Raw genomic sequence first — 26,867 nt, 5'->3', positions numbered from 1 at the left:
CTAGGCTGCCGCCGGCGCCTGTGCTTTGGCACGCGCCGGCATAAAGGCCAGCAAATTCCCCCCGATGACCAGCAGCAGCCCGGCCAGGGCCATGCTGCTCCACTGGTATCCCTCGAAGACGGTGGACACCGTCAGCGCCACCACGGGGAACAGCACCGTGCAGTAAGCCGCGCGGTCCGGACCGATTCTCCCCACCAGCAGCAGGTAAGCCGTGAAGGCAATCACCGATCCCGGCACGGCCAGGTAGAGCAATGCGCCGACATAGCGCGGGCTTGGGTCGAAGTTGAACGGCATGCCGAGCGCCAGCGCGCCAAGCGTCAGGATGGCGGCGCCGCACAGCATGGCCCAGGTGTTGGTCAGCCAGGGCTGCATGCCCAGCGCCTGCATGCGGCTCGAGAGCAGGTTGCCGGTCGAGAAGCACAGCGTGCCAAGCAGGGCCAGTCCCAGGCCGGCCAGCATGCCGGCATCGTTCCAGTGCCCCTGCATGGAAGGCAGGAACAGCAGCACGATGCCTGCCAGTCCCAGCACCGCGCCGCCCATGACTTGCGGCCGGATCGGCCGCTTCATGAAGAGACGGCCATTGATCGCATTCCAGATCGGCGCGGTCGAAAACACCACCGCCACCAGGCCGCTCGGCACCCACATCGTGGCGTAGTAAAAGCACAGGAAGTTACAGCAGAACAGCGCAAGCCCCTGCGCGAGCAGGTAGCGCCAGGCGGAACGCGGCGGCAGGACTTGCTGCCTGCGCGCGAGCAGGATCAGCATCAGCACCAGCGCCGCGATCCAGAAACGATAGGCGATCGACACCGGCGCTGCGACGACGCCGAGCTGGAATTTGATCGCGATCCAGGTGGTGCCCCAGATGAGCACCGTGGTGAGGTAGAGGGCAGTATTCATCGTCCTGCCAGTGTGCCGCTTGCCGCGCACCGGCAGTTGTCTGAACTTGCTGTTTGTTCCGGCTAAGACTTGGCCGTGGGCCAAAGGACGGCCTGGGCCACGATGACCGTCTCGCCGTTAAAGGTCAAGGAAGGCGAACCGTAAAGTTGATAGCCCAGTGCGAGCGCTTCGCTGACTCGCCGGCAAAACTTCGAATCGTCGGGGCCAGTCAGGACTCGGTAAATTGGCAGGTCGTCTGGAGGTGTATTCATGGGGCAGGCACTTCACTAGGCGGTAACAGTTCTGGTGCCAAGTATTATGAACCAGCGCGCGGAATGCCGCACGCTGGCTGGTTCTTCCTGCCTACTTCGAAGTGCGGCGGCGCGAAACGCCCAGTGCGGACAAGCCGAGGCCAAGCAGCATCAGCGTGCCCGGCACGGGCACTTGTTGCACGGGCGTGGTGTCGACGTTGATCTCGGAAAAGCCAAAGCCTTGCGTCCCGCCGTCCTGGTCGATATTGAAAACGACCGAGGTCACGTTGCCCATGCCGGCGATGGCCAGGGTACCGGTGCCGGACAAGGTTTGCGTCGCGCCGTTGGAACCGCTCACCGTGATCGACGACGCGCCATCGGCATAGGCGGCGATATTGATGTTGACCAGGTTGAAGCTGGCCCCGAAGAAGTCGATGACCCAACTCACGTCGTCGGCGTTCTGGAAGCCGTTGTGGATGCCGATATCGCCGATAAACAAGGGATCGAAATGGTCGCCGGCACGCACCGTGCGGAGGCGAAAGCCGTCTTCCGTATAAGTGTCGACAACAGCCGAGCCATTGTTGTTGGCGAAGGCGCCGCTGGTCAGGTCAAGCTGGATCGGCGCTGCTTGTGCTGCGGAGATAGCGAGTGACAGGGCTGCCAGGCAAGCGAACTTCTTCATCGATAATTCCTTTCAAAACAGTAGGAAAGTTGACAGCATTGCTTCAAATGCAATAAGCAATTTTTATACCCTGCGCCAGCAAGTAACTGATTCTTATCGATAAGTGGTTTCACGGCTGGTCGACGCTGTAAATTTTCCCGACACTAGCGGCGGCGAGCCCAGGGTCCCCTTGTCTGATCTTGCGCAAATCGGAGGGGCGGCCGGCTGGACCGGAATGGCCGTGCTAGACTTTTCGGCGTGAAGCCACTGACTGGACAACTTGAGGATGCCGCTCCGCGCAAGCGCGTGGGGGCGGCGGCGCGCGCGGCGCTGGCGGGCAAGCCGGGCGATGCGATGTCGCACGCCGTGTTCCGCACCATGTCCGGCACCGATGCCACGCTGGAGCGTTTTGCCTGGCTGGGCGACGGGCTGGCGGCTGCGGTCTGGCATCGCAGCACGCCGGAGGCTTTCACCGAGTATCGCCAGCCCGGCCACCATACCTTGTCGTGCTACCTGGGCGGCGGCTACGAAGTCGAACGCGAAGGCTTGCCGGGGCAGTACGGCGCGCCACAGCGCCTGTGCTCCCTGCCGGACTGGCACGAATCGGAATGGGTGGTGCGCGGCCAGTTGCGCATGCTGCACGTGTACTTCATGCCCGAGCATTTCACGCAGCGCGCCGTGGCGGAGCTGGATCGCGAGCCGCGCGAACTCACCTTGCAGGACAAGACCTATTTCGAGAACCGGCGCCTGGTGCAGCTATGCGGCGACTTGCTGCAGCAGCCGTGGGACGACGCCGACCAGCTGCTGCGCGCCAATGAAATCACGCACGAGGCCTTGAGCGAGCTGCTGCAATCGCAATCGATGACCAGGCCCGGCCTGCGCTTGCGCGGAGGACTGGCGCCGCTGGTGCGCCGCCGCCTGCACGAATACATCGAAACCCACCTCGACCAGAACATCACCCTCGGCATGCTGGCGCAACTGGCGTGCATGTCGGAATTCCACCTGGCCCGCATGTTCCGCATCAGCTTCGGCATGCCGCCGTCGGCCTGGATTGCAGCACGCCGCATCGAGCGTGCGCGCGGCCTGTTGCGCGCAGGGCGCCTGCCGCTGCAGCAAGTCGCCGAAGCGTGCGGCTACGCCGACCTTAGCCATTTCAGCCACCGTTTCAGCGAAGCCGTCGGGGCGCCGCCCGGCCGCTACCGCCAGCTTGTGAGCGGACTCAAGTCCTGACCCTATCGCTGTGCCGCGCACGATTAGAAGCTCAGCGCGCGCCGCTGACGGGGCAAGTCCACCATTGGCTCCTGTGCCTTGGCTGGAGGATGCCATGAAACCGGTTGCCCGATTGTGCGGTCTTGTCCTTGCCTAGCCATTACTCGCTGCTGCCCAGGCGCCGCGGCAGCGGACTGGAATGCCTGACGGACAGCAGCGAAGAAGCGATCCTCACCGATATGAATGACGCTGGCCAGCTGGTGGGATCATCCGGCGCCCAACCGATGATCTGGCAATCGGGACGGCAGCCCATCACATTCGACGCGGGCGTTCATGGCGGAACGGCGGTTTCCATCAATAACAAGGGCACGATTGTCGCGATGGCACGTGCAGTGGATGGTGAAAATGGTGACCAGGAGCAGGTTGTCGGCCTCTCGCGCGCAGGGGATCATGCCGGAGTCTGGCAGGACGGCGCTTATCACGATCTGCCCGATGCGGGCTATTCGTGGGCGCGCGACATCAACGACAAGGGCTGGGTGGCCGGCGGCAGCGGCAGCGATATTACCGAGGCCCATGGCGCGATCTGGAAAGGCGAAGTGCTGGAGACCTACGGCCCCGGCTACGCCACCGCCATCAACAACGCAGGCGTGGCCTTCGGTTATTGGGAAGGCACGCAGCACGGCATGCTGTTTTCCGGCGGGCAGACATACGACCTGAACACCCTGTGGGACAGAAGCGGCTGGGACGGCTGGAGCCTTCGTTATACGGAAGATATCAACGATGCGGGCGAGATCGTGGCGATTGCCAGCAATGCGGCAACCTTCGCGCAGCAAGCGGCGCTGCTGTCGCCGGTGCCGGAGTTGGCGCCGGTCCTGATGCTGCTGGCCGGCCTGCTGCTGCTTGGCAGCTTGCATCGCGCTATGGCGCGCAACGCTATCGCGCCGTCGCGCACGATTTGAGCCGGCGCGCGCGCAGCCTGCCGCGTTGGCGCAGCATTGGCTCCTGTTTACCCACAGGAGATTGCCATGCCAAGATTCCTTCGTTTGTTCTTGTCCGTGCTGGCGTTGCTGGCATGGTCCGCACACGTGCAGGGTGCACCCGCCTATCGTGCCTTCAGGTTCGATGGCCAGTTCACGCCGCAGATACTGAACGACTTGGGCCAGGTCGCCGGCGTCGGCCAGGACGGCAGGCCGGTCATCTGGAATCCCGATGGCTCGGTGCAGCAACTGGCTGGCAGTGTCAGCCAGCTCACCATCACCGGCTTCAATAACCAGGGCACGGTTGTCGGCAATGCGGTCATTCCGGGCTACAGCCTGCCGCAACCGGTCGCATGGCGCGACGGCGGGGCAGTGGAGCGCCTGCCATTCAAGGGTTTGGGCGGTTTCACGGCGGGCGTCAATAATCGCGGCGACATTATCGGCTACATGGCCGGCGCATCCGGTACGGGCTCGGGGCAGGTCGGCTTCGTCCAGTGGGGCGACGGCAGTACGCCTCAACTGTTCGACAACTACCTGCCGCAGATGATCAACGACCACGGCCTGGTTATTGGCCAGCTTGGCGGCGATTGGGGGCTCCGGGGCTGGCAGGATGGGGTGTTCGCGCAAGAGCCCTATAGCGGCCTGTTTGTCCGTGCGCTCAACAACGAAGGGGGCCTGGCGGGCATGCACGACAATTACCACGCCTTCTCGCTGATCGACAGGGAGGGACAGCGCGACATCCGTGACCTGTGGTCCGGTTTTGCCCATGCCCTCAACGATACCGGCAGCGTCGTCGGCGAAACCGAGCTCAGCTTGCATGCCATGCTGTGGTTTGAAGACCGGGCGTATAACCTGGATCATTTGTGGAACGAAGCCGCGTATTCGGGCTGGACCTTGCTCAACGCGTGGGACATCAACAACGACGGGGCGATACTTGCCAGTGCCCTCGGCCCCCAGGGTGGCACCGCCACATTCCTGCTGTCGCCGGTGCCGGAGCCGCAAATCGCTACGCTGCTGCTGGCCGGGCTCGCGCTGCTGGCACTGCGCTGGCTGGCGCAAAGAAAGCTGGCGGCGCGCCTGGCGTCTTCTTCCTTGCTGGCGCTGCTTGCATGCAGCGCGTATGCGCAGGAAGCGCCGGCCTATCGGGCATTCAGGTTTGACGGCCAGTTTGCGCCGAAGTTCCTGAACGATGCCGGGCAGGTCGCGGGCCTCGGCCCGGACGGCAAACCGCTGATCTGGAACCGCGACGGTTCGCTGGTGCATTTGCCTAGTGTCGCCGGAGAACTGACACTCACCGGCTTCAATAACCAGGGAACGGTTATCGGGAACATTACAATCCCGGGCTTCACGCAGTCGCAGCCGGTCAGGTGGCGCAATGGCGGCGAAATGGAACTGCTGCAATTCGCGGGAATGGGCGGTTATGCTGCCGGCATCAACAACCGCGGCGATGTTGTCGGCTACCGCCTGCCGGGAACTTCCGGACCGATCGGCTTTATCCAATGGGGCGATGGCAGCGCACCGCAAGTGTTTGACGACTACGCCCCCTATTTGATCAACGATCTCGGCTACGTTATTGGAGGCCACACCGGCGAGTTTGGCGCCAGGAGCTGGTACAACGGCAACTTCGGCGATCATCACCTGGCTTATGACTTTTACCTCCTTGCCGTCAACAGCAAAGGACGGGTCGCCGGCTACCAGGAAAACGCCAGCGCATTCACCATGCTCGAACATGGCAGCAAATGGGATTATCAGGAACTGTGGTCCGATTATGCGTACGACATCAACGACGCGGGCAGCGTGGTAGGCGAAACCGATTACAGGCGCGCCATGCTTTGGTACCGGGACCGGCCCTACGTGCTGGACCATCTTTGGAACGAGACAGAGTACGCGGGATGGTTCCTGCAAGGCGCCTGGGACATCAATGCCAGCGGCCAGATCCTTGCCAGGGGCGTCAATGAGTGGGATACGCGAGGGACGTTCCTGCTGTCGCCGGTGCCGGAACCGACGCAAGGGGCGTTGCTGCTGGCAGGGCTGGCGCTGCTGGGAAGCCTGCGCCTCAAGCCAGGTCGGCGAGCAGCCTGACGATCTCGTCGCCGTAGGAAACCAGCTTCTTCTCGCCCACGCCGGAGATGCCGCGCATCTCGCCCAGCGTGGCAGGACGGACCTTGGCGATCTCGCGCAGGGTGGCGTCGTTGAAGATCACATAAGCCGGCACGCCATGTTCGCGTGCCGCGCCCATGCGCCACGAACGCAGGCGGTCGAAGAGGCGCTGCTCGTCGCCATCGAGGCTGGTTTCCTCGTAGCCCTTGGGGGCCGAGCTGCGTTTCTGCTTGACCGGCTTCTGGTACTGGCGCAGCTGCACTTTCTGGCCGCCTTTCAGCACCGGGCGCGCGGCATCGGTCAGCTTGAGCGAGCTGAATTGCTCGTGGTCGACGGTCACCAGGCCCAAAGCGATCACCTGGCGCAGGATGGCGCGCCACTCCTGTTCGCTGCGGTCGGCGCCGATGCCGAATACGGACAGCTTGTCGTGGTGCCAGGTCTGGATGCGTTCCGACTCGGCGCCGCGCAGCACGTCGATCACGTGGCCGGCGGCGAAGCGCTGGTCGCAGCGGTAGATCGCTGACAGCAGCTTCTGCACCGGCACCGTGCCATCGAAGGATACCGGCGGAATCAGGCAGGTGTCACAATTGCCGCAAGGCGTGGCCGGCTCGCCGAAGTATTCCAGCAGGCGCACGCGGCGGCAGCTCAGTGTCTCGCACAGGCCCAGCATGGAATCAAGCTTGGTCGACAGGACGCGCTTGAAATTCTCGTCGGCTTCCGACTCGTCGATCATGCGCCGCTGCAGCACCACGTCCTGCAGGCCGTAGGACATCCAGGCGCTGGCTGGCATGCCGTCGCGGCCGGCGCGGCCGGTTTCCTGGTAATAGCCTTCGATCGATTTCGGCAGGTCGAGGTGGCAGACGAAACGCACGTCCGGCTTGTCGATGCCCATGCCGAAGGCGATGGTGGCCACCATCACGATGTTCTCTTCGCGCAGGAAGCGCGCCTGGTTCCCGGCGCGCACCGTGTGCTCCATGCCGGCGTGGTAGGCCAGGGCGCGCACGCCGTGTTCGTTGAGGAACTCCGCCGTCTCCTCCACCTTCTTGCGCGACAGGCAGTAGACGATGCCGCAATCGCCGGCATGTTCGGCGGTGATGAAGTCCAGCAGCTGCTTGCGGCCGTTGGTCTTTTCAACGATCTGGTAGCGGATGTTCGGGCGGTCGAAAGACGACACGAATTGCGCCGCTTCGGTCAGCGCCAGGCGGTGGATGATTTCGGCGCGCGTCTGCTGGTCGGCGGTCGCAGTCAGCGCAATGCGCGGCACGTTCGGGAACTGCTCGTGCAGCACCGACAGCTTGATGTATTCAGGACGGAAGTCGTGGCCCCATTGCGAAACGCAGTGCGCCTCGTCAATGGCGAACAGGGCGATCTGCGAATCCTGCAGCAGGTCGAAGCAGCGCTGGGTCAGCAGCCGTTCCGGCGCCACGTACAGCAGGTCGATCTGGCTGGTGCGCACCAGGCGTTCGATGCGCGCCGCTTCCTCATACGTCTGGGTGGAGTTCAGGAAGGCCGCGCGCACGCCCACCTCGGCCAGCGCGTCGACCTGGTCCTGCATCAGCGCGATCAGCGGCGACACCACCACGCCCACGCCTTCGCGCAGCATGGCCGGGATCTGGTAGCACAGCGACTTGCCGCCGCCGGTCGGCATCAGCACCAGGGCATCGCCGCCATTGCCGACATGCTCGACAATCTGCCCCTGCTGGCCGCGGAAGGCTGGGTAGCCGAAGACGGTCTGGAGCAGGTGCAGGGCGCGCTGGCTGGTGTCCTGGTCGGTCATGCTCTTATTCGGCCCAGGTGATGACGCCGGTATAGGCGGAAACAATCACCACGATGCCGAACACGATGCGGTACCAGGCGAAAGGGGTGAAGGTATGGCTGCTAATGTAGCGCAGCAGCCAGCGGATGCAGGCAAACGCCGACACGAAAGCCACCACGGCGCCGATGCTGAATAGCGGCAGGTCGCCGGCAGTCAGTTGGTCGCGCGCTTTCCACAGCGAGTAAAATGTCGCGGCCAGCAGGGTGGGGATCGCGAGGTAGAAGGAGAACTCGGTGGCCACCTTGCGCGACAGGCCGAACATCATGCCGCCAATGATGGTGGCGCCGGAGCGGCTGGTGCCGGGAATCAGGGCGAAGACCTGGGCGAAGCCGACCTTCAGCGCATCCAGTGTCGTCATGTCGTCCACCGACTGCACGCGCACGGCGACCGGGTTGTCCCTGGCGCGGCGCTCGACCCACAGGATGACCAGGCCGCCGATGATGAAGGCCAGCGCCACCGGCAGTGGCGCGAACAGCACCGCCTTGATCTTGTGTTCGAACAGGAAGCCCAGCCCCGCGGCCGGAAGGAAGCCGACTGCCACATTGAGCGCAAAGCGGCGCGCGCGCGCTTCGCGGAACATGCCGAACAACACTTCGCCTATCTTTTTGTGGAACTCCCAGATAACGGCAACCATGGCGCCGCCCTGGATGGCAATCTCGAACACTTTGGCCTTCTCGCCGGTGAAATTCAGCAGGCTGCCCGCCAGCACGAGGTGGCCGGTGGAAGAAATCGGCAGGAATTCGGTAAATCCTTCGACCAGACCCATGATCAGAGCCTTCAGCGCGAGAACGATATCCATTGTGATTTTGGTAAGTGTGTCGGTAGGCGAACGCGGGCGGGATGCTGCGCGGGCACGAAGCTTACCATGAGCGCGGCCCACCGATGCACTTGAGTCAAGGGTAGCGCCCTTGCCAAGGCGCCGGTTTGCGCTGCGTCAGGAGTGAACGCGTACCAGGCGGCTGCTGGCGGCGACCAGCAACAAGGCGCCGCCGAGGACGGCAAACGCCAGCTCCAGGCTGGTCAGGTGGGCCATGAAGCCGATCAGGGCTGGGCCGGCCAGGACGCCGGCGTAGCCGATGGTGGTGATGGCGGCGATCGCCAGGCTGGCGGGCATGGTGCGCTGGTTGCCGGCGGCAGTGAACAGGATGGGCACGATATTCGAAGCGCCCAGGCCGACCAGCACGAAGCCGGCCAGGGCCGCGGCCGGCGAAGGCGAGGCGACTGCCGTGAAGAAGCCGGCGGCGGCGCACAGGCCGCCCGCCAGCAGCACGCGGCGCCCGCCGAAACGGCGCACCACGCGGTCGCCCGTCAGGCGGCCGACGGTCATGGCGACGGCAAAGGCGGCATAACCGAGGCCGGCGCGGCCTTCCTGCAGGCCGCGTTCGGCGGTCAGGAACACGGCGCTCCAGTCCAGCATCGCGCCTTCGGCCAGGAAGACGATGAAGCACAGGACGCCGATAAAGATCACGGCGCCGTGCGGCATGACGAAGGTTGGCGTACTGCCGTCGCGCGCTTCCGGCTCGTGCAGCAAGTCGGGACTGGCGCGCCACAGCAGGATGGCGCTCACGGCGACGATAGCCAGGCACGCGCCCAGCGGGCCGCTGCCAAGCCACAGCAACAGGGCCATGCCGCCGGCGCCGGCGAAGCCGCCAAGGCTGAACATGCCGTGGAAACCGGACATCAGCGCGCCGCCGCTGGCCTTTTCGACAATCACCGCCTGCACGTTCATCGCCACGTCCATGGTGCCGAGCGAGGCGCCGAACACAAACAGCGCCAGGCCAAGCAGCAGCGGGGTTGGCGCCAGCGCCAGGGCCGGCAGCGACAGGCAGACCACCAGCGCCGACCACAGCACCACCTTGCGGCAGCCAAAGCGCGCCGCCAGCGCGCCGGTCAGCGGCATCGCCAGCAGCGAGCCCAGGCCGAGGCAAAGCAGCAGCAACCCAAGCGGGCCTTCCGCCAGTTGCAGGCGCTCCTTCGCGTACGGCACCAGCGGCGCCCAGGCAGACATGGCAAGGCCCGCAGTCAGGAAAGCCAGGCGGGTGGACAGGCGGTGGCGGTGGTCGATGGTTTGGTTCATGGCTGAAGATTCTAGCATGGAACCGTTTCCATTATGGTCCTTGAGCGTTGGCAGTCGATTATGATGTGCACTGCTCTTATCGCAAGGAACGAGGTATGGATCGGTTTCTGTGGACGCCTGGGAACGGGATTGACACGCTGGCCTTAGGCCGCTTGCGGGCGCATTTTCCAAAGCCGGCCGCTCCGATGGGCGAGGCCTGGTTCATGGGGGCCGAAAGGCGAATGTTCAGTGACTTGCTGGGAAACCTGGACGAGATTGCAGTGCGCGAACTGCAGGAATGTTTTGCTGAAATCGCCAGCGGTACCCGGTCATTCGGTCCGATGGAGGAATGGAAAACCTGGTACCACTACCTGCTTGCGGCGCTCCTGCCGCGCAGCCATGAGGCATGTTTTTCCTACCTGCTGGAATCGTTGATGACTGGGTTTATGGCCATTTACCCGAACGGCGTCTCTCGGGAGCCATACGAAGGCTTTCGGGAAGATGTGCTGCTAACCCTGGGACGGTGCATGATGGATGGCATGTGCTGGAACGGCACCGACATCGCTATCGGGAATATTCTGCGTCAATCAAACGACAACCCGAACCGTGTCTGGCTCTGGTGGGATGCCAGTGGAGATTTCTCCGCTTCGATGTTCTTCTGCCTGAAATATCTGCCTGAGTCTTTAGTCGAGCCTTGGCTGCGTTCCGTGTTCGATATCCCCTCACCGCACTGGCGCGCGCAGGTCGTCGTCTGGCTGGTTGGTGCGCATGGGATCCTGAACGACACAATGCGGTGGCCATCTGAATTTTCGCTGGAAGCCCGACCATACATCGGTTGGGAATGGAGTCATTGTCTCGAGGCCCGGCTGACGGTTGTAGACGACAGCGGCGCGCCGCCGGTAGCGGCGCTTGTCCCTGAGGCTGCCCGAACGGCAACGCTGGACGTGGTTCGATCGTACTTCAGCGAAGATCGATTCCTGGAATGGGTCACTTGCATTGCGACTGTTCCATATCTGGAAGCGGAACTGGCTGAAATTCCTTCGACATTCGCAACGCTCTACGTTCGCTAGCGGCTCACGGACAGGTTTCGCGTTCCAGCACCGCGAGCCACGTCATCGCCTGTTCCCGACTCTCGCCGCACATTTCGGCCGAAGGCTGCAGGCCGCCGCAGAAGGCCGGGCGTTCCGGCTTGCCGAAGATCTTGCAACGGTTATCGTCGCCCAATTGGACGCAGCGCACCCCGGCCGGTTTGCCGTTCGGCATTCCGGGAATCGGGGACGTAATCGAGGGCGCCGTGCAGCAGGCGCCACAGGCTGGGCGGCATTGGAAACTCATGGTGGGCCAGTATTTTACAGCTTCGGCCAACCCAGCCAGCGCATGGCCTGCTCGCGCGACTCACCGCACACTGCTTCGTCGGCCCTGAATTCCACGCACACGAGGGGGCGTTCGGGCAAGCCATACAGCTTGCAGCGCATGTGCGAATCGAGCTGGATGCAGGGCACGCCTGCCGGTTTGCCTTCAGGCATGCCGGGAATCGGGCTGGAGATCGCGGGCGCCGTACAGCAGGCGCCGCATTGTGGACGGCACGGGATCGGGGTGCGGTTCACAGCCGTGCGGGCGGCTTTGCCTTGCTAATGGATAACGTGGTGCGTGCGGCCGCCGAAGGCCTTGAGGGCGTCGGACAGCGACACTTCAATCTGTCCCAGGTGGGCGTCAGCCAGCACCCAGGGCTCGCCGTCCGCGGCATGGCGCTTGGCCACTTCACGTTCGACCATGGCCGCCATGCGCTCATGCAGCACTTGCTGGTAGCGCGGCGAATCCGGATTCCCAGCCTGGGCACGGGCATACATATCGGCCCCTTCCCAGAGTTCCTGGATGCGCTCATCCGCAAGTCCGGAGGCGGCTGCCAGGACTTGTAATGTTGTCTTGTTATGCATTTTTACTCTCCCAGACACGTTCTTTGACGCGTACTTAGCAGTAAATACCTAATTCTCACGAATTACCAATCATTTCTAAGAAGTGGATCTTTATAACAACAGTCGTTGCTCTTCTGGCTAGATTGTTGGCCAAGTGCAGTCTGTTAGAATGACGCACGTTATGTGATTGGTGCCTTCCTGCAAGCCTGCCGGGAGGTGAAACGGGAAGCCGGTGCCGCGCGGGATAGCCATCTTGCGCCAGTCCGGCGCAGCCCCCGCTGCTGTAAGCCGGACGAAGCTGACCAACGCCACTGTGCATCGCACGGGAAGGCCAGGCCAGCGGAGGAAGAAGGCGAGCCAGAAGACCGGCCGGTCACTTTTGATTGTGCGAAGCCCGGGGTGTGGTTTTGCGTGCTCGGAATCCTGCTGTGCCTACCACTACCTTTGCCCGGACCATTGTGGTCCTGCTATGTGCGTTCGCTTGCGCGCGTGCCAACGCCGCCGTGCTGTTTGCCATCGTGACCGAACGCGCTGCGCCTGTCGCCATCGAGGCGGCCCATCGCCACCTGGCCGGCCATCCCCAGGACCGTATCGTGTTGCGCACGCCCGCGCAATGGATGGCGGCCGACGACAAGCAAGCCGCCCAGTGGCTGGCGCAGGCGGACAGCATCCTGGCCGTATCGCTGTTCGGCGACCCGGCCCGGCGCCTGAAGGAATTCTTGCCGCGCCATGCCCGCCCGCAGGCCAGCGTGCTGGCCATGAATGGCGAGGCCACGCTTAGCCTGCTGTCGCGCGGACGGCAGGGCAGCTTGCAGGGCTTTTCGCCTGAAACGCTGCGCCAGCTCTCGACCGAGCAGCCGCCGGAAGCGGCACTGCAGGCAGCCAGGGCGCGACCGGCGGCAGGCCAGTGGCTGGCTGCGCGCCAGGTCTGGCAGGCCGGTGGCCGCGACAACACGGCAGCGCTGCTTGCGCACCTGCTCGACCCCTCGCGCGCCCTGGCCGAGCCGCAGCCGGAACCGACGCTGCGCCTGCGCGCCGGCCAGCGCGAACTGCACGACGCGGCGGCATGGGGCAGGGCGGCGCAGCTAGGCCTGCAGGCGCGTCCTACCGTGGTAGTGCTGGACCTGTCGAACATGGATGGCACGGTGCCCGATGCCGTCTGCAAGCAAGTCGAACGCATTGGCCAGCAATGCGTGCAGGTGCTGCCGCGCTGGGGCGGCGCCTCGCGCGAGGCGCTTGAGCGCTTGCCGGAACTGATTGCGCCTGCCGTGCCGGCCGCCATGGTGGTGCTGCAGGACTTTGTGGTGGGCGCCGCCGAAGGGCGCGAAGCCGTCAGCGAGGCATTCAAGAAGCTCGATATCCCGCTGTTCAAGGCGATCCGGCTGTCCGACCGCACCGCCATGCAATGGCGCTTGTCGCCGGACGGCTTGCCGCCTGATTCGGTGCAGTACCGCGTGGCGCTACCCGAGCTGCAGGGCATCGGCCAGCCCATCGTGGTGGCGGCACTGGGCGAGCCGCAGCGCGACAAGCTGACCGGCATCGAGAATCGCCCGCCGGTAGTACTGGCGGCGGAAGCGGAGCGCCTGGCTGCGCGCGTCGAGCGCTGGCTGGCCTTGCGCGCCAAATCCAACCGCGACAAGCGCGTGGCGCTGGTGTACTACAATCACCCGCCGGGCCGCCAGAACATCGGCGCCGACAACCTTGATGTGCCGGCTTCGCTGTTCGACATGCTGCACGCCCTGAAGGACGCCGGCTACACGGTCGGCGAATTGCCGGCCACGCCGGAAGCGCTGCTTGACCGCATCATGGCGCACGGCGTCAACCTGCCTGAGGACCGCGGCGCCTTGCGTGAACTGGCGGGCTCCGTGAACAGCGTCAGCGCCGCCGATTATGCGAAGTGGTTCGCGACGCTGTCGCCGCGCGTGCAGGGAGAAATGACCAGCGGCCTGCTGGGCCGCTTGCACGCCGACGTGCTGGAAGCGGAAGCTGCCGGCGAATGGGCACTCGGCCGCAAGCAGGCGGAAGTCGTGATCAAGGAACTGCAGCACCTGGTGGAGGGCGCCGATCATCCGCAGCGCGAGGCGGCGATCCGCGACCTGGCTGCGCTGTCCGATGGCTATGCGGGCTGCCTGCAGGCGAAGGCGCCGCGCCGCTGCGCTGCGCTGGAGCCGCTGCGACGCCGGGTCGCGTCCTACGGCATCGAGGGCTTGAAGGGCTGGGGGCCTGCACCGGGCAAGATCATGGTCGACAGCGGCAAGCTGCTGGTGCCGGGCATCCAGTTCGGCAACGTGTTCATCGGACCACAGCCGCCGCGCGGCTGGGAAGTGGACGAAGAGCTGCTGCATGCGAATACCAGCGTGCCGCCCCCGCACCAGTACCTGGCCTTCTACCACTGGCTGCGCGACCGCTTCAAGGCCGATGCGCTGGTGCATATCGGCCGCCACTCGACCTATGAGTTCTTGCCGGGGAAGGCGGTCGGACTTTCGGCCGACGACTTTCCCAGCCTGATCGCGGGCGACCTGCCCGGCATCTATCCCTATATCGTGGACGGCGTCGGCGAAGGCACGCAGGCCAAGCGGCGCGGCCTGGCGGTGATGGTTGACCACCTGACGCCGCCGCTGGCGTCCACGCCGCTGTACGACGAACTGCTGTCGCTGCGCCAGATTGTGGAGAGCTACGAGGCAGCCAGCTCCGACACGCTGAAGGCCAAGGCGGCGCAGCTGATGCGCGAGCGCGTTGTGGCCCTGAACCTGAAGGCGGAACTGGAAGCGTCGATGGCCGACGTGCTGGCCGTGCGCGGCATCGGCTTCGACGCGGCCGACGACGACCTGCTGGCGCACGAAGTGGGCCACTACCTGACAAAGCTGCAGGAAAAGTTCATGCCGCACGGCCTGCACATCTTCGGGCGTCCGTGGAAGCGGGACTCCATCGACCTGATGCTGGAATCGATGAAGAAGGGCGGCATCGACGATCCTGAGGTTGCGCGCAAGCTGGCTGCGTCGCCGCTCAATGAAATGCGCGCGCTGCTGGCGGGCCTGGATGGCCGCTTCATCGAACCGGGCAAGGGCAACGATCCCCTGCGCTCGCCGGAAGCGCTGCCGACCGGCCGCAATTTCCATGCGGTCGATGGCGATATCCTGCCGACCAGAATCGGCTACCAGATGGGCTCCAGCCTGGCGGCCAAGGCTGCGGCGCGTGAGCATTCCGATGCGGGCAGCGAAGGCATCCTGCTGTGGGCATCCGATGCGGTGCGCGATGAAGGCGTGATGGTGGCGTTCGCGCTGGCGATGATGGGCGCCGAGCCGGTATGGAATGCGCGCGGCATCGTCAACGATGTGCGGCTGGTGCCGGGCGCAGTGCGGCGCGATGCGCTGGTGACCACGTCCGGCCTGTTTCGCGACCTGTACCCGAACCTGATTCGCCTGATCGACCGCGCCGGTCGAATGTCATTGGCCGCCTCCGCTGCGGGCATCGCCGAGCAGGAGCCTGCATTGCGCGAGGCACTGGAAGCTGCGCTGGCGCCGCTGGGCAGCAGCGCAGGCGCCGGCAGCGGCAGCACCGGCGCCAGTGCCAGCGCTGCATGGGGCCGCGAGCCGACAGCGAACAACCGCGTGGCGCGTGAATGGCTGGTGCGCGTGCGCGCGCTGCAAGCGGGCGGCATGCCGCTGGCCGATGCCGGCCGCGCCGCCGCCCAGCGCATCTTCGGTGACGCTCCTGGCGCTTACGGCGCCGGCGTCAACCGCCTAACCGAGCGTTCCGGCGCCTGGCGCGAGCGCGACGAGATCGGCAAGGCTTACCGCAACCGCATGGGGCATGCCTACGGCCTCGATGCGAGCGGCGAGGCAAACCATGCCGCCTTTGACGTGGCGTTGGACGGCATCACGCGCACCTACCACGGCCGCGCCAGCAACCTGTACGGCCTGCTCGATAACAATGACGCCTTCGATTACCTGGGCGGCCTGTCGCTGGCCGTCGAGAGCCGCACCGGCCGCGTGCCGGAAGCGCTGATCCTGCAGCACGCACAGCCGGGGCGCGCCGACGTTGAGCCGCTGGCTTCCGCCATGCTGGGCGAACTGCGCGGCCGCTTCCTCAACCCGGCGTGGATCAAGCCCCTGATGGGGCATGGTTATGCCGGCGCCCGCACCATGGGGCAGGAGTTCCTGGAGAACCTGTGGGGCTGGCAGGTCACGCGGCCGGACCTGGTGAAGAACTGGGCCTGGGATGAAGTGAAGTCGGTCTACTTCGACGATGCGCATAAGCTCGGCCTGCCGCAATTCCTCGGCCAGCGCCACAACGCGCACGCCAAGGCGCATATGCTGGCAATCTTCATGGTGGCGGCCGAGAAGGGTTACTGGAAAACCGACGATGCCACCGTCAAGAAAATGGGCGGCGAACTGGCCCGCCTGGTTGCCAGCAACGGCTTGCCGGGCAGCGGCCACACTGCACCTGACCACCCGATGTGGCAATGGCTGTCGCCGCAGCTCGATCCGGCCGACGCGCAAGCTTTGGCCAGCACCCTCGCCAAGGCGCGCGGCGATGCGCTGGCTGCCGAGGCGTACGCCACTGCCGTTCCGGCCGGCGCCAACGCTGCCGCCGGCGCGCAACCCGGCTCTGCGCCAGCCATCGCCGCTGCCTCGCAAGCGGAAGCCGCGTCCGAGGCAGCTGCGCGCAACAGCGCTGCGCCCGACGCAGCCCGCCCGGCGCAGCAACGGCGCACCACGCACGACGCCGCCGAAATGGGCGCCGTTGCGCGCGCAAACGCCCAGTCGGCGCAGCCGCGTGCCTACGAGTTGCGCGATCTTGCCGAACCCACGCAATCCCCCGCCGAGCGCGCCATGCACCTGCTTGCCCTGTTGGCCGCCCTGGCCGCCGGCCTGGCCCTGTTTGCGCTGGGCGTACATCGCGGCATCCAGACACCCATCCTCAAAGGAGCACATCAATGATCGACAACCAAACCTACGCCTGGCTGCACGACGGCGTCAGCTACCTCCTCGCGCCGGCGCTGCTGGCCCTCCTCGTCGCGTGCGCCATTGCGGTAGTGGAAGCAGGCATCGCCGCCGGCGAACGTTTCAGCGGATTGAAAAAGCTCCGCGCAGCCGGCAACGCCGCCCACATCCAGGCCCTTGCCCGCCATCGCCTTGAGCGCGCCGACCTGCTGGCCCGCATCCCCCCGATGCTGGGCCTGATGGCCACCATCATCCCCCTTGGCCCAGGCCTGGCAGCCCTTGGACAGGGCAACCCCGCACAACTAGCCAGCGCCGTCACCGTCGCATTCGACGCCACGGTTCTCGGACTGGTTGCCGGCATTGCCGGCCTGGTGATCGGCAAGCTGCGCCGCCGCTGGTACGAAGAAACGCTCGACGCCATGGAGCACGCGGCATGAGGGACCAGCCCCAAGCTCCCGGCAATGCCGCCGTCCCGGCCCGCAAGCGCCTGCGCCTGTACCGCCACCTGGACTCCCGCTTCGACGACAGCGACGAAGACCCGCGCGCGAGCCTGGTCAACCTGGTCGACGTGATGCTGGTGTTCGCCTGCGGCCTGATCGCAGCCATCGCCGGCAGCCAGGGCGCGCTCCAGCACAAGCCGGTGGAGAAGGGCCGTCAGATCGAGCGCCCCGCCGACGGCGTGACGCAAGCCGGCAGCGGCTACGACCGCGTCGGCGAAGTATTCCGCGACCCAAAGACCGGCCAACTGGTGCTGATCGAGCCCGCAAAGACCGAAGCGGCTCCACGCCCTTAAGCGTAGGTGAGGATGTCCTTCTGCACGCGTTCCAGGTGCTGGCGCACATAAAAGCGCGCCGCCTCCTGGTTGCCGCTGGCGATGGCTTCGTAGATTAGGCGGTGTTCGTAGACGTACAGGCGGGCGCGGGCCGGATCGTGGATGCCGGTATCGCGCAGTTGGCGCCATAGCGGCTCATCGACCGCGCCCGCGACGACGCCGGCGATGGCGATCATGACCGGGTTGCCGCTCATCGCGGCAATGCGCTGGTGGAACTGCCGGTCGAGTTCATTCCATTGCTGGCGCGCCCCGGCATCGGCCCAGTCGCTGATGGCCTCCATCTGGTCCAGCAAAGCTTCCATTTCCCGATCGCGCTTGCCCACTGCCGCCGCGAATTCGGCGATCAGCGGTTCGATGGCCAGGCGCGCGGCCAAGGTTGCGCTTGGGCTGGTATCGGCCGCCAGCGGCGCGCCTGCCGCGCGGATCGCGTCCAGCGCACCCGGCTGCACATAGGTGCCGGAATTGGGCCGGGTTTCGAGGATGCCGCGGTTGACCAGCGCCGCAATCGCCTCGCGCACCGTGGCGCGGCCAACGCCCAGCGCTAGCGAAAGGCTGCGTTCCGCCGGCAGGCGCGTACCCGTTGCATATTCCCCGGCCAGCACCATGCCCTGGAGGCGGTCGGCGACGATCTCGTACAGTTGCGGCGCCTGCAGGGCGGAAGCGAGTTTGTTCATTTTGGTCTTTTTAATAATCCAATGTGGTTATAATCTGAACCAATTTTACCAAGCCTGCTGCCAACCATGCTGACCTTTTCCCGTACGATCCACACTATCGACGCCCACACCGGCGGCGAACCGCTGCGCATCCTGATGAATGGCTTGCCCGCCATTCCCGGCGCGACCATCCTCGAGAAAAGGGCGTGGTTGAAGGAGCACCGCGACGATCTGCGGCGCTTCCTGATGAATGAACCGCGCGGCCATGCCGACATGTACGGCGCCTACCTGCTGCCGCCTGTCACGGCAGACGCGGATTTCGGCGTCATCTTCATCCACAACGAAGGCTATAGCGATATGTGCGGCCACGGCATCATCGCCCTTGGCAAGGTGCTGGTGGAAATGGGGCACGTCGAGCGCCAAAGCCCGGTCACCCGCATTGGTTTCGACACGCCGGCCGGCTTCATCGAAGCGCGCGTGGCATGGGACGGCCAGCGGGCAGGGGAGGTGACCTTCAGGAATGTGCCGGCCTTCATCCTGGCGCGCGACCTCGAAGTGGAAACGCCGGGCTTCGGCCGCATCGCCGGCGACATCGTGTTCGGCGGCGCTTTCTACTACTACATCAACGGCGCGCAAGCGGGCCTGGAAGTGCGGCCGGAACAGGTGCGCGCGCTGATCCAGCTCGGCGCGGAAACCAAGGCGGCCGTCATCGCCAGGGCGCGCATTCGCCATCCCCTCGAGCCGGGCCTGGACCAGCTGTACGGCACCATCATCGACGGCGCGCCGAACCGTCCCGGCGTGGACCAGTCGAACGTCTGCATCTTTGCCGACCGCGAGGTGGACCGCTCGCCCACTGGCACCGGCACCTCCGGCCGCGCGGCTCAGTTGTTCCTGCGCGGCCAACTGCCGCTGGGACAGCCCTATGTGAACGGCAGCATCGTCGGCAGCGCCTTCACCGTGCGCGTAACCGAAAAAGTGAAAGTGGGCGAGTTCGACGGCGCTATTACCGAAGTCACAGGCAGCGCCCATATCAGTGGCTTCAACCAATGGGTGCTGGAAGACGCCGACCCGTTCCCGACCGGTTTCTTCTTCCGCTGACGCCATGCAGATTTTCGATCCCGCGCAAACCGCCCAGGCTTTGCCCTACGACCGCCTGGTCGACGCACTGGCCCAGGCCGCCAGGGAACTGGCCGCAGGCATCATCAAGGCACCGGAACGATTGGCGGTCGGGATCGATGCGGACAGCACGCTGCTCTGCATGCCTGCCGTTGCCCCCGATCTTGGCGTCACCAAGCTGGTTACCGTCCATACCGATAATGCGCGGCACGGATTGCCGGCGATCCAGGGCGAAGTGGTGGTGTTCGATTCCGCGACTGGAAAGCGCCTGGCGCTCCTCGACGGCCCAACGGTCACGCAGCGCCGCACTGCGGCCATGTCCCTGCTTGGCATCCGCACGCTGGCGCCGCGCAAGCCCGTAACGGTGCTGCTGATCGGCACCGGCGCGCAGGCAGCGGCACACGCCGAGGCACTGGCCGACTACTTCGGCGTGGCAGAACTGCATGTCGCCGGCAGCAGCATGGCGAAAGCGATGCAGTTTGCCGCCGTGCTGCGCGCCCGCCATCCCGGCGTGAACATCGTGCCGGTCGGCGAGGGCGAGTTGGCGCAGCATGCCGCAGCGGCCGACGTGGTCATTGCACTGACCACCTCGCGGCAACCGGTCGTTCCCGCTGCGTTACCGCCCCATACACTTGCTATCGGCGTAGGCGCATTTCGCCCTGGCATGGCTGAACTGCCGCCTGAATTGCTGCATGCCCGCCAGGTTGTGGTGGACGACCTGGCCGGTGCGCGGCACGAAGCCGGCGACCTGCTGCAAGCGGCCATCGCCTGGGATCGGGTGCTGCCGATTGCCGATATCCTCGCCGGCGCCGCGCCGCACGGGCCGCTGGCTCCGGTCTTTAAAACGGTCGGCCAGGCCGCTTGGGATCTGGCGGCAGCACGGGTAGTATGTGCGATTTGATAACAAGGCACAGGAATGGGTTTTTTGCAGTCCTTCACAAGTAGCTCCCGCCGCCTCATTGTTACGTCAGCAGTCATCTGCGCGGGGATATTGATGTTGACCGTATTGCTCTGCCAGCCCATGGTGGCCTCGGTGCCATCCACGCCTCCCTCTGTCGATCCTGCCCGGCTCGAGGCACACGTGAAAAAACTGAGCGTCGATTTTTACCCGCGCTCTTTCGATCACGCCGCAAACCTGGAACGTACCGCGTCCTACATCGAAGAGCAATTCAAGGAAGCTGGTGCGCAGGTATCTATCCAGGACGTGATCGTCGACAAAGCACGGTACAAGAACGTCGTCGCCCGCTTTGGTCCCGAGCGCGGGCGCCTGCTGGTGATTGGCGCGCACTACGACAGCCACGGCGGCACACCGGGCGCCGACGACAATGCCAGTGGCATCGCTGGCTTGCTGGAACTGGCGCACTTGCTGGGGAAATCCGCACCAGGCCGCCCGGTCGAACTGGTGGCATATACCCTGGAAGAGCCGCCACACTTCCGCTCGCCCCACATGGGTAGCGTGTGGCATGCCCGCGCGCTGAAAGCAGAGGGGCGTGATGTGGAGTTGATGCTCTCGCTGGAGATGATCGGTTACTTTAGCGACAGTCCGGGAAGCCAGGCGTACCCGCTGTCCGCGATGAAGCTTGCCTATCCGGATCGCGGCCATTTCATCGCCCTGGTGGGACAATTCGGCGACTTTGGCCTTAGCCGCTCAGTGAAGGCGGCAATGTCGGGAGCGTCGGACTTGCCGGTCTATTCGCTTAACGCGCCAGCCTTTGTGCAGGGCGTCGATTTTTCCGACCATCGCAGTTATTGGGCGCAAGGCTTCCCGGCGCTGATGGTGACCGACACGGCATTCATGCGCAATCGGAACTACCACCGCGCCGGCGATACGTTCGACAAGCTCGATTACAAGCGCATGGCGATGGTCGTGCAGTCGGTCTACGCGGTGTTTGGCCGGGACTAAAGAGTTACGCCGTACTTGGCGTAGATTCTGGCGATGGCGCCCGAGCGCTTCATTGCCAGGATGGATTCATCCAGTTCCGGCAACAAGGCTTTCTTGTTGGGGTGGATGCGCATCGATACATCAAACGAGCCCAGAACGTCGCCGAGGACGAACTCCCGGTACTTGGGCACCAGGAGCATGTTGTATTGCGCGACCGCCTTGTTGATCAAGATCTGGTCCATCCGCCCGGCAGAGAGCATGGCCATGAGCTGCGCTTCGCTCACGGCGTCCGAGCGATGCACGAGGCCACTGTCAAACAGTTCGCGCAAGTCCGGGTAGGTGTAGCCCCTGACCAATCCGATCGTCCTGCCACTCAGGTCTCTTGGCGTGCTGATTCGAAAGTGCTTGCCCGGGGCGAACACGAGCACGTCAACCACCTTCCCGAACGGCACTGAAAACTGGCCAGGAACCCGTTGCTTCTTTACCCAGCCGGGGAAGACACCAGGTTCGAGGTCGATCTGCCCCAGGTCGAACTCTTGGGCAAGCCGCGCGTAGGGAAAGTACCGGATCTGGAAGCGATGGCCGGTAATTTTGCTCAGCTCGTCCAGGATTTCCTGATAAATGCCCGCCTGCTCGCTTTCGATCATCATCGGCGGGTAATTGTAGAAGCCGACCCTGAGTGTGTCGGCGTGCGCGTCCGCACACCAGGCGGCGAACACAAAGCATGTCGCGTAAAAAAGGCGTCCCATGGTTGTTCCCGGCAAGGCGGAGTGGGGTTTGCATTCACTATTACGCCGCTGTAAATCCAAGTCAAGCAGTGATCTCGGAAGCTTCATTCTTGACTACCGAAACGAGAGTGCGAAGTTCACGGCCCGCGGTTGCCGGCATCCGGTCATCCTCTTGGTGGACAATGACAGCGGCGTTGCGACAATCTACAGCATCCCCAAACAGATAACTAAGAGCAAGGTGACAGGGCATGAGCCCTCCGTTCATATCGCGGCCCATCTTTATTTGCCCGCGACGCTGGTTATCGCGGGCGCGGCGGAGTCACTGATCGGAATTTTTTACTGTTCGACCAATTCGATTGTCGTCCGTGGAAAGACGTTTGATCTTAAGCTTGATGAGGAGACTGAGAAGCACTACTGGAAAGTAGTTTTTTGCGCAAAAGGTTGTGAAGGCCCCGGCGGAAAAGATCGACTTTAAAAGGTTCAATCCGATACTATCAAATATCGTTTCAGTAATCGTTGCCCACGCGAAGAAATTCGTCGGGTCCTAATAAGATTCAAGAGAGAGGAAAAAATGGGAGTCTTCGATTTATTTTCAAAGCGACAAAAGCGTGCAAGGGGGGAAATTCCCGATGTGTATGTCTACGATGACTTACCACAACCGTTGCGTGTTCAGATCGTGCACATCGTGAGGGACGCGTTTGGAGTCGATAGCTATGGTTCGAACCATGTGGAGGAAGCCTATAAATTCGTTAAACAGACACTATGCCGTGAGTACGGGCAGTTCGAGCTCGTAAAAAATCCAAGATCAGATCAAGATTCGGTTTTCAATTTCTTTTTGCAGGAAGAATCGATTGAACGCTCTCTTGATGTGGTGGAATTATGCTTCAAATTTATCCACTTTCACATAGCTGAAGACCAAACATATAATTATCACACGATGCGCAAGGTCGCGCCGGGTGATGCAATTTCAGAATTGAATGCTCGTTTCAAGGAACACGGAGTTGGGTATCAATTCGAGTCCGGCGAGATTATTCGTGTTGACTCTCAATTCCTACATGCTGAGGCTGTTAAGCCAACGCTGGTGATTCTCAGGGATAAGAATTTTAAAGGGGCTAACGAAGAGTTCTTGAAAGCTCATGAACACTATCGACACGCACGCTATAAAGAGTGCCTTGTGGACGCGCTGAAAGCGTTCGAAAGCACTATGAAAACAATTTGCATTTTGCGCAAGTGGCCAACTCAGCCAACGGATACCGCGAAGAACTTGATCGCAACCTGTCTCAGCAATGGTTTGTTTCCAGCCTACTTCGATTCACAGTTCACTTCAATCCGTGGTCTTCTGGAAAGCGGCGTCCCAACCGTACGAAATAAAAACGGCGGCCACGGCCAAGGTGCTGCACCTATAGCCGTTCCTGAATACTTGGCTCGATATGCATTAAACCTCACGGCAACAACCATCCTTTTTATGGTCGAGGCGCATCAGACTACAAAGTAACATCTTCATGACCGAGAATGGAGCGTACTCGGTCGATCCCTTTCGTTGGGCCTAAACTCAAGTGTGATCTCGCGGGGCAGCAACTTATTGCCAACGCAAGTAGATGTGACGCCAGCGCAAGCGGATGCGTCGTCCAACGCTGAAACTTGACGCCGGCGGGCGCGGGAACTAAGATAACTGACTCATGAGTAAGTTACTGAAACGCAACTTTAAGTATGCAAGACCCGACTGATACCAAGCCCCGCTGGGAACGGCGCAAGGACGCGCGTCCGCAGGAATTGCTGGCCGCCGCGCTGGAGCTGTTCGTCGATCGCGGCTTTGCCGCCACCCGCCTGGAAGACGTGGCGCGCGCCGCCGGCGTCTCCAAGGGCACGCTCTATCTATATTTCGAGAACAAGCAGGAACTGTTCAAGGCCGTGGTGCGCGAGACCATCGTGCAGACTATCGGCCAGGCCGAAACCGATGCCGCCGCCGCCCGCGACATGCCCAGCGACGAGCTGCTGCGCCAGATGCTGCGCACCTGGTGGACCAAGGTCGGCGCCACCAAGGCCGCCGGGCTGGCCAAGCTGATGATGGCCGAATCGGGCAATTTCCCCGAACTGGCCCTGTTCTATAACGAAGAAGTCATCGAGCGCGGCAGCGCGCTGCTGACCCGCATCCTGGAACGCGGCGTGGCACGCGGCGAATTCCGGCCGCTCGACCCGGTCATGATGACCAACGTCCTGGTCGCCCCGGTGCTGACGCTGATGATGTGGAAGCACAGCTTCTTCCCCTGCGAAACCCACGAGGGCATCGATGCCGACGCTTTCATGGACACCTTCCTCGGCCTCGTGCAGCAGGGCCTGGCCCCGCAAAAACCAGCTTAAATTGCCGAATTTGGTCGTTCACCCCCCCAAATCTGCAGACTGTCGCAATTTCCCGCGGTCCGTTGTCTTAATCGTTAATATGCCCACCTGACCAGACAAACGATAAAATGACGGATTATTTATCCCTCACCGAGTCAACAAAGATGAATATCGAACAAGCCCGTTTCAATATGATCGAACAGCAAATCCGTCCTTGGGACGTGCTGGATACGGACATCCTCGATCTCTTGCTGGTCGTAAAACGCGAGAATTTCGTGCCAGAAGCCTACAAGAACCTGGCTTTTGTCGACACTTTCATTCCGCTGCCGGGTGGCGAGCAGATGCTGACCCCGAAGCTGGAAGCGCGCATCGTGCAAGACGCGCAAATCAAGAAACATGAAAACGTGCTGCTGGTTGGCGCGGGCACCGGCTACCTGGCCGCGCTGCTGGCGCACCGTGCCCGCCACGTGACCGCCGTCGAAATCGCGCCCGAACTGAAGGCGCTGGCGGAAAAGAACCTGGCGGCGAACGGCATCGCCAACGTGACCGTGGAACTGGGCAATGGCGCCCAGGGCTGGGCCAACGGCGCGCCGTTCGACGTGATCGTGTTCTCCGGCTCGCTGCCGGTACTGCCGGAAGCAGTGCTGCAGCAAGTGAAGGTGGGCGGCCGCATCGTGGCCATCATCGGCGATTCGCCCGTGATGTCCGCGCACCGCATCACCCGCACCGGCGACCACGGCTACGACACCGTCAAACTGTTTGAGACCGATGTCAAGCCGCTGGACCTGGCGGTGAAACCTTCGGCGTTCACTTTCTAAGGAACGCCAATGCAGCACTTGACCGCACCGGAACTGGCAGGCTGGCTCAATGACGAGAGCCGCGCCCAGCCTTTCCTGCTGGACGTGCGCGAGAACTGGGAGTTCGAGACCTGCCATATCGCAGGCTCGACCCTGATGCCGATGCAGACCATCCCGGCCCGCATCGACGATCTCGACGAGGATGCAGAGATTGTCTGCATCTGCCACCACGGGGCGCGCAGCCTCAAGGTGGCAGCCTTCCTCGAGCATCACGGTTTCAGCAAGGTAAGCAATCTGACAGGCGGGATCCACGCCTGGGCTGTGCAGGTAGACAGCTCAATGCCGCAGTACTAGGCACGAAAACTAATCCTTTTTGACGACTCCAACGGAGATGCAAATGCAGAAACCCCTCCTCGCCGTGCTGGTATCCAGCGCCCTGTTCTCGCTGAATGCACAGGCGGCCGACCTGGTCCAGGTGTACAAACAGGCGCTGTCGAATGACGCCACTTACGCCAGCGCCCGCGCCGCACTGGCGGCTGGCCAGGAACGCACGGTGCAGGGACGTTCGCAATTGCTTCCAACCATAGGCCTTAGCGGCACCGCCATGAAAAACGACGGTGACCAGACTGACCGTATCAAAGGCCTCTCGGGCGACACGGAAAACTACAGCCACACGATGCAGCTGCAACTGACCCAGCCCCTGTTCCGCTGGGCCAACTGGGAAAACTACCAGCAGAGCAAGCTGTCGGCCGCCGCCGCGGAAGCGGTGTTTGCACAAGCGCAGCAGGACGTGATCCTGCGCGTGTCGCAGGCCTACTTCGACGTGCTGACCGCGCAGGACAACCTGACCGCGACCCAGGCGCAGAAGGCCGCCACCACCGAACAGCTGGCATCGGCCAAGCGCAACTTCGAGGTGGGCACCCAGACCATCACCGACACGCACGAGGCGCAGGCCGCGTACGACCTGGTGGTGGCGCAGGAGTTCGCCGCCCAGAACGACCTGGAGGTGAAACGCACCGCGCTGCAGCAGATCATCGGCCAGGCGCCAGGTGCTCTGGCGCCGCTGCGCACCGGCGTCACGATCGCCAGCCCGCAGCCGGCAACGCTGGAGCCTTGGGTGGGGGCTGCCGAAGAGCAGAACTACGGCGTGACCGGCGCCAAGCTGAATGTGGAAATCGCCAAGCGTGAGATCAGCAAGCAGCGGGCGGGCCATATGCCGACCCTGGACCTCGTGGCGCAGAAGTCCCGCAATTCGGTCACCGGCGCATCGCTGGCCAACAACAACGCCATCGGCGTGACCTGGAACATCCCGATCTTCAACGGCTTCGCCGTGACCAGCAAGGTGCGTGAATCGATCGCCCTGGAAGACAAGGCCCGCAACGACCTGGAGGCATCGCGCCGCCAGGCTGCGCAGACCGCGCGCCAGGCCTTCCTCGGCGTGAACAGCGGCCTGGCCCAGGTCAAGGCGCTGGAGGCGGCGGAAGTGTCGTCCAAGTCCGCGCTGGAATCGAACAAGCTGGGTTACCAGGTGGGCGTGCGCATCAATATCGACGTGCTGAATGCGCAGCGCCAGCTGTACACCACGCAGAAGGACCTGTCGAAGGCGCGCTACGACACCATCATGAATGGCCTGCGCCTGAAGTCGGCGGCCGGCTCGCTCAAGGAAGAAGACCTGGAGCCGATCAACGCCCTGCTGCAGCACTAAGCCTTT

Annotated in this window: 27 protein-coding genes and 1 riboswitch; of the genes, 16 read left to right on the top strand and 11 right to left on the bottom strand. The window is 63.6% G+C overall.

Translation table 11 applies throughout. The annotated features are described in order from the left end of the window. The 3 genes from ACN9MY_RS29425 to ACN9MY_RS29415 all read right to left on the bottom strand — a co-directional run bounded on the left by ACN9MY_RS29425 (position 1) and on the right by ACN9MY_RS29415 (position 1,809). Positions 1 to 897 (bottom strand): DMT family transporter, encoded by an 897-nt coding sequence (locus ACN9MY_RS29425; RefSeq protein ID WP_426165596.1) that lies wholly within the window; start codon positions 895 to 897, stop codon positions 1 to 3. 62 nt (positions 898 to 959) lie between these two features. Further along, positions 960 to 1,148, bottom strand: a complete 189-nt coding sequence (locus ACN9MY_RS29420; protein WP_426165594.1) for a DUF1737 domain-containing protein — start codon at positions 1,146 to 1,148, stop codon at positions 960 to 962. A gap of 91 nt (positions 1,149 to 1,239) precedes the next feature. After that, complete coding sequence (locus ACN9MY_RS29415; RefSeq protein ID WP_426165592.1) at positions 1,240 to 1,809, bottom strand: PEP-CTERM sorting domain-containing protein; 570 nt, start codon at positions 1,807 to 1,809, stop codon at positions 1,240 to 1,242. Between the two features lie 333 nt (positions 1,810 to 2,142). Between ACN9MY_RS29415 and ACN9MY_RS29410 the strand changes: the two genes are divergently transcribed. The 3 genes from ACN9MY_RS29410 (at position 2,143) to ACN9MY_RS29400 (ending at position 6,056) form a co-directional block, all read left to right on the top strand. Beyond that, positions 2,143 to 3,018 carry a helix-turn-helix domain-containing protein gene (locus tag ACN9MY_RS29410; protein WP_426337663.1) on the top strand — a complete coding sequence of 292 codons (876 nt, stop codon included), beginning with the start codon at positions 2,143 to 2,145 and terminating at the stop codon, positions 3,016 to 3,018. 128 nt (positions 3,019 to 3,146) lie between these two features. Beyond that, positions 3,147 to 3,956 carry a hypothetical protein gene (locus tag ACN9MY_RS29405; RefSeq protein ID WP_426336530.1) on the top strand — a complete coding sequence of 270 codons (810 nt, stop codon included), beginning with the start codon at positions 3,147 to 3,149 and terminating at the stop codon, positions 3,954 to 3,956. A 66-nt stretch (positions 3,957 to 4,022) separates the two neighbouring features. Continuing rightward, positions 4,023 to 6,056 (top strand): PEP-CTERM sorting domain-containing protein, encoded by a 2,034-nt coding sequence (locus ACN9MY_RS29400; RefSeq protein WP_426336529.1) that lies wholly within the window; start codon positions 4,023 to 4,025, stop codon positions 6,054 to 6,056. On the opposite strand, the gene recQ is transcribed toward ACN9MY_RS29400, so the two are convergent. The 3 genes from recQ to ACN9MY_RS29385 all read right to left on the bottom strand — a co-directional run bounded on the left by recQ (position 6,031) and on the right by ACN9MY_RS29385 (position 9,967). Next, on the bottom strand, positions 6,031 to 7,851 hold the full coding sequence (gene recQ / locus ACN9MY_RS29395; RefSeq protein ID WP_426165586.1) for a DNA helicase RecQ: 1,821 nt from the start codon (positions 7,849 to 7,851) through the stop codon (positions 6,031 to 6,033). The two genes, ACN9MY_RS29400 and recQ, sit on opposite strands and share 26 nt — an antisense overlap. Positions 7,852 to 7,855: 4 nt before the next feature. Then, positions 7,856 to 8,689 carry an undecaprenyl-diphosphate phosphatase gene (locus ACN9MY_RS29390; protein WP_426165584.1) on the bottom strand — a complete coding sequence of 278 codons (834 nt, stop codon included), beginning with the start codon at positions 8,687 to 8,689 and terminating at the stop codon, positions 7,856 to 7,858. Between the two features lie 135 nt (positions 8,690 to 8,824). Next, positions 8,825 to 9,967 carry an MFS transporter gene (locus ACN9MY_RS29385; RefSeq protein WP_426319484.1) on the bottom strand — a complete coding sequence of 381 codons (1,143 nt, stop codon included), beginning with the start codon at positions 9,965 to 9,967 and terminating at the stop codon, positions 8,825 to 8,827. A 95-nt stretch (positions 9,968 to 10,062) separates the two neighbouring features. Here ACN9MY_RS29385 and ACN9MY_RS29380 point away from each other — a divergent pair, with 95 nt between their 5' ends. Then, complete coding sequence (locus ACN9MY_RS29380; RefSeq protein ID WP_426319483.1) at positions 10,063 to 11,016, top strand: hypothetical protein; 954 nt, start codon at positions 10,063 to 10,065, stop codon at positions 11,014 to 11,016. Between the two features lie 4 nt (positions 11,017 to 11,020). Here ACN9MY_RS29380 and ACN9MY_RS29375 read toward each other — a convergent pair whose 3' ends face one another. The 3 genes from ACN9MY_RS29375 to ACN9MY_RS29365 are packed head-to-tail and all read right to left on the bottom strand — an operon-like array spanning position 11,021 to position 11,883. After that, positions 11,021 to 11,281 (bottom strand): YkgJ family cysteine cluster protein, encoded by a 261-nt coding sequence (locus ACN9MY_RS29375; protein WP_426165578.1) that lies wholly within the window; start codon positions 11,279 to 11,281, stop codon positions 11,021 to 11,023. A 14-nt stretch (positions 11,282 to 11,295) separates the two neighbouring features. Next, positions 11,296 to 11,538 (bottom strand): YkgJ family cysteine cluster protein, encoded by a 243-nt coding sequence (locus tag ACN9MY_RS29370; protein WP_426172329.1) that lies wholly within the window; start codon positions 11,536 to 11,538, stop codon positions 11,296 to 11,298. Between the two features lie 39 nt (positions 11,539 to 11,577). Next, on the bottom strand, positions 11,578 to 11,883 hold the full coding sequence (locus tag ACN9MY_RS29365) for a hypothetical protein (protein WP_426165576.1): 306 nt from the start codon (positions 11,881 to 11,883) through the stop codon (positions 11,578 to 11,580). Positions 11,884 to 12,033: 150 nt separating this feature from the next. Then, a riboswitch (cobalamin riboswitch) is annotated at positions 12,034 to 12,250 on the top strand. 40 nt (positions 12,251 to 12,290) lie between these two features. Here ACN9MY_RS29365 and ACN9MY_RS29360 point away from each other — a divergent pair. The 3 genes from ACN9MY_RS29360 to ACN9MY_RS29350 are packed head-to-tail and all read left to right on the top strand — an operon-like array spanning position 12,291 to position 17,601. Continuing rightward, entirely contained in the window at positions 12,291 to 16,805 is a 4,515-nt protein-coding gene (locus ACN9MY_RS29360; protein ID WP_426319482.1) for a cobaltochelatase subunit CobN, read from the top strand. Beyond that, the gene (locus tag ACN9MY_RS29355; RefSeq protein ID WP_426319481.1) at positions 16,802 to 17,245 is read left to right on the top strand and encodes a MotA/TolQ/ExbB proton channel family protein; all 444 of its coding nucleotides are present in this window, start codon (positions 16,802 to 16,804) and stop codon (positions 17,243 to 17,245) included. Before ACN9MY_RS29360 ends, ACN9MY_RS29355 begins: the two co-directional genes overlap by 4 nt. Continuing rightward, the gene (locus ACN9MY_RS29350) at positions 17,242 to 17,601 is read left to right on the top strand and encodes a hypothetical protein (RefSeq protein WP_426319480.1); all 360 of its coding nucleotides are present in this window, start codon (positions 17,242 to 17,244) and stop codon (positions 17,599 to 17,601) included. The genes ACN9MY_RS29355 and ACN9MY_RS29350 overlap by 4 nt, the downstream gene beginning before the upstream one ends. On the opposite strand, the gene ACN9MY_RS29345 is transcribed toward ACN9MY_RS29350, so the two are convergent. Further along, positions 17,598 to 18,314, bottom strand: a complete 717-nt coding sequence (locus ACN9MY_RS29345) for a FadR/GntR family transcriptional regulator (RefSeq protein WP_426319479.1) — start codon at positions 18,312 to 18,314, stop codon at positions 17,598 to 17,600. The two genes, ACN9MY_RS29350 and ACN9MY_RS29345, sit on opposite strands and share 4 nt — an antisense overlap. A gap of 66 nt (positions 18,315 to 18,380) precedes the next feature. Between ACN9MY_RS29345 and lhpH the strand changes: the two genes are divergently transcribed. The 3 genes from lhpH to ACN9MY_RS29330 all read left to right on the top strand — a co-directional run bounded on the left by lhpH (position 18,381) and on the right by ACN9MY_RS29330 (position 21,312). Beyond that, complete coding sequence (lhpH, locus tag ACN9MY_RS29340) at positions 18,381 to 19,391, top strand: trans-3-hydroxy-L-proline dehydratase (RefSeq protein WP_426319478.1); 1,011 nt, start codon at positions 18,381 to 18,383, stop codon at positions 19,389 to 19,391. A 4-nt stretch (positions 19,392 to 19,395) separates the two neighbouring features. Next, a complete protein-coding gene (locus ACN9MY_RS29335) occupies positions 19,396 to 20,310 on the top strand; it encodes a delta(1)-pyrroline-2-carboxylate reductase family protein (protein ID WP_426319477.1) in 915 nt (304 codons plus the stop codon). A 93-nt stretch (positions 20,311 to 20,403) separates the two neighbouring features. Further along, positions 20,404 to 21,312, top strand: a complete 909-nt coding sequence (locus ACN9MY_RS29330) for a M28 family peptidase (protein ID WP_426319476.1) — start codon at positions 20,404 to 20,406, stop codon at positions 21,310 to 21,312. On the opposite strand, the gene ACN9MY_RS29325 is transcribed toward ACN9MY_RS29330, so the two are convergent. Then, complete coding sequence (locus tag ACN9MY_RS29325) at positions 21,309 to 22,040, bottom strand: substrate-binding periplasmic protein (RefSeq protein WP_426336528.1); 732 nt, start codon at positions 22,038 to 22,040, stop codon at positions 21,309 to 21,311. The two genes, ACN9MY_RS29330 and ACN9MY_RS29325, sit on opposite strands and share 4 nt — an antisense overlap. Here ACN9MY_RS29325 and ACN9MY_RS29320 point away from each other — a divergent pair. The 6 genes from ACN9MY_RS29320 to ACN9MY_RS29295 all read left to right on the top strand — a co-directional run bounded on the left by ACN9MY_RS29320 (position 22,039) and on the right by ACN9MY_RS29295 (position 26,861). Next, positions 22,039 to 22,494 carry a hypothetical protein gene (locus ACN9MY_RS29320; RefSeq protein ID WP_426319474.1) on the top strand — a complete coding sequence of 152 codons (456 nt, stop codon included), beginning with the start codon at positions 22,039 to 22,041 and terminating at the stop codon, positions 22,492 to 22,494. The genes ACN9MY_RS29325 and ACN9MY_RS29320 overlap by 2 nt on opposite strands. 96 nt (positions 22,495 to 22,590) lie before the next feature. Then, positions 22,591 to 23,514, top strand: coding sequence for an STM4504/CBY_0614 family protein (locus tag ACN9MY_RS29315; protein ID WP_426319473.1), 924 nt, complete (start codon positions 22,591 to 22,593; stop codon positions 23,512 to 23,514). A 215-nt stretch (positions 23,515 to 23,729) separates the two neighbouring features. Then, positions 23,730 to 24,380: a TetR/AcrR family transcriptional regulator gene (locus ACN9MY_RS29310; RefSeq protein WP_426319472.1), complete on the top strand. Its 651-nt coding sequence runs from the start codon at positions 23,730 to 23,732 to the stop codon at positions 24,378 to 24,380. 143 nt (positions 24,381 to 24,523) lie between these two features. After that, positions 24,524 to 25,177, top strand: a complete 654-nt coding sequence (locus ACN9MY_RS29305; RefSeq protein WP_426319471.1) for a protein-L-isoaspartate O-methyltransferase family protein — start codon at positions 24,524 to 24,526, stop codon at positions 25,175 to 25,177. A gap of 9 nt (positions 25,178 to 25,186) precedes the next feature. Then, a complete protein-coding gene (locus ACN9MY_RS29300) occupies positions 25,187 to 25,510 on the top strand; it encodes a rhodanese-like domain-containing protein (protein WP_426319470.1) in 324 nt (107 codons plus the stop codon). Positions 25,511 to 25,553: 43 nt separating this feature from the next. Beyond that, positions 25,554 to 26,861, top strand: a complete 1,308-nt coding sequence (locus ACN9MY_RS29295; protein WP_426319469.1) for a TolC family outer membrane protein — start codon at positions 25,554 to 25,556, stop codon at positions 26,859 to 26,861. Positions 26,862 to 26,867: the final 6 nt, after the last annotated feature.

The sequence above is a fragment of the Pseudoduganella sp. R-31 genome (assembly GCF_049913235.1).
Taxonomy (GTDB): Bacteria; Pseudomonadota; Gammaproteobacteria; order Burkholderiales; family Burkholderiaceae_D; genus Rugamonas.
This window is presented reverse-complemented; position numbering and strand designations above follow the sequence as displayed.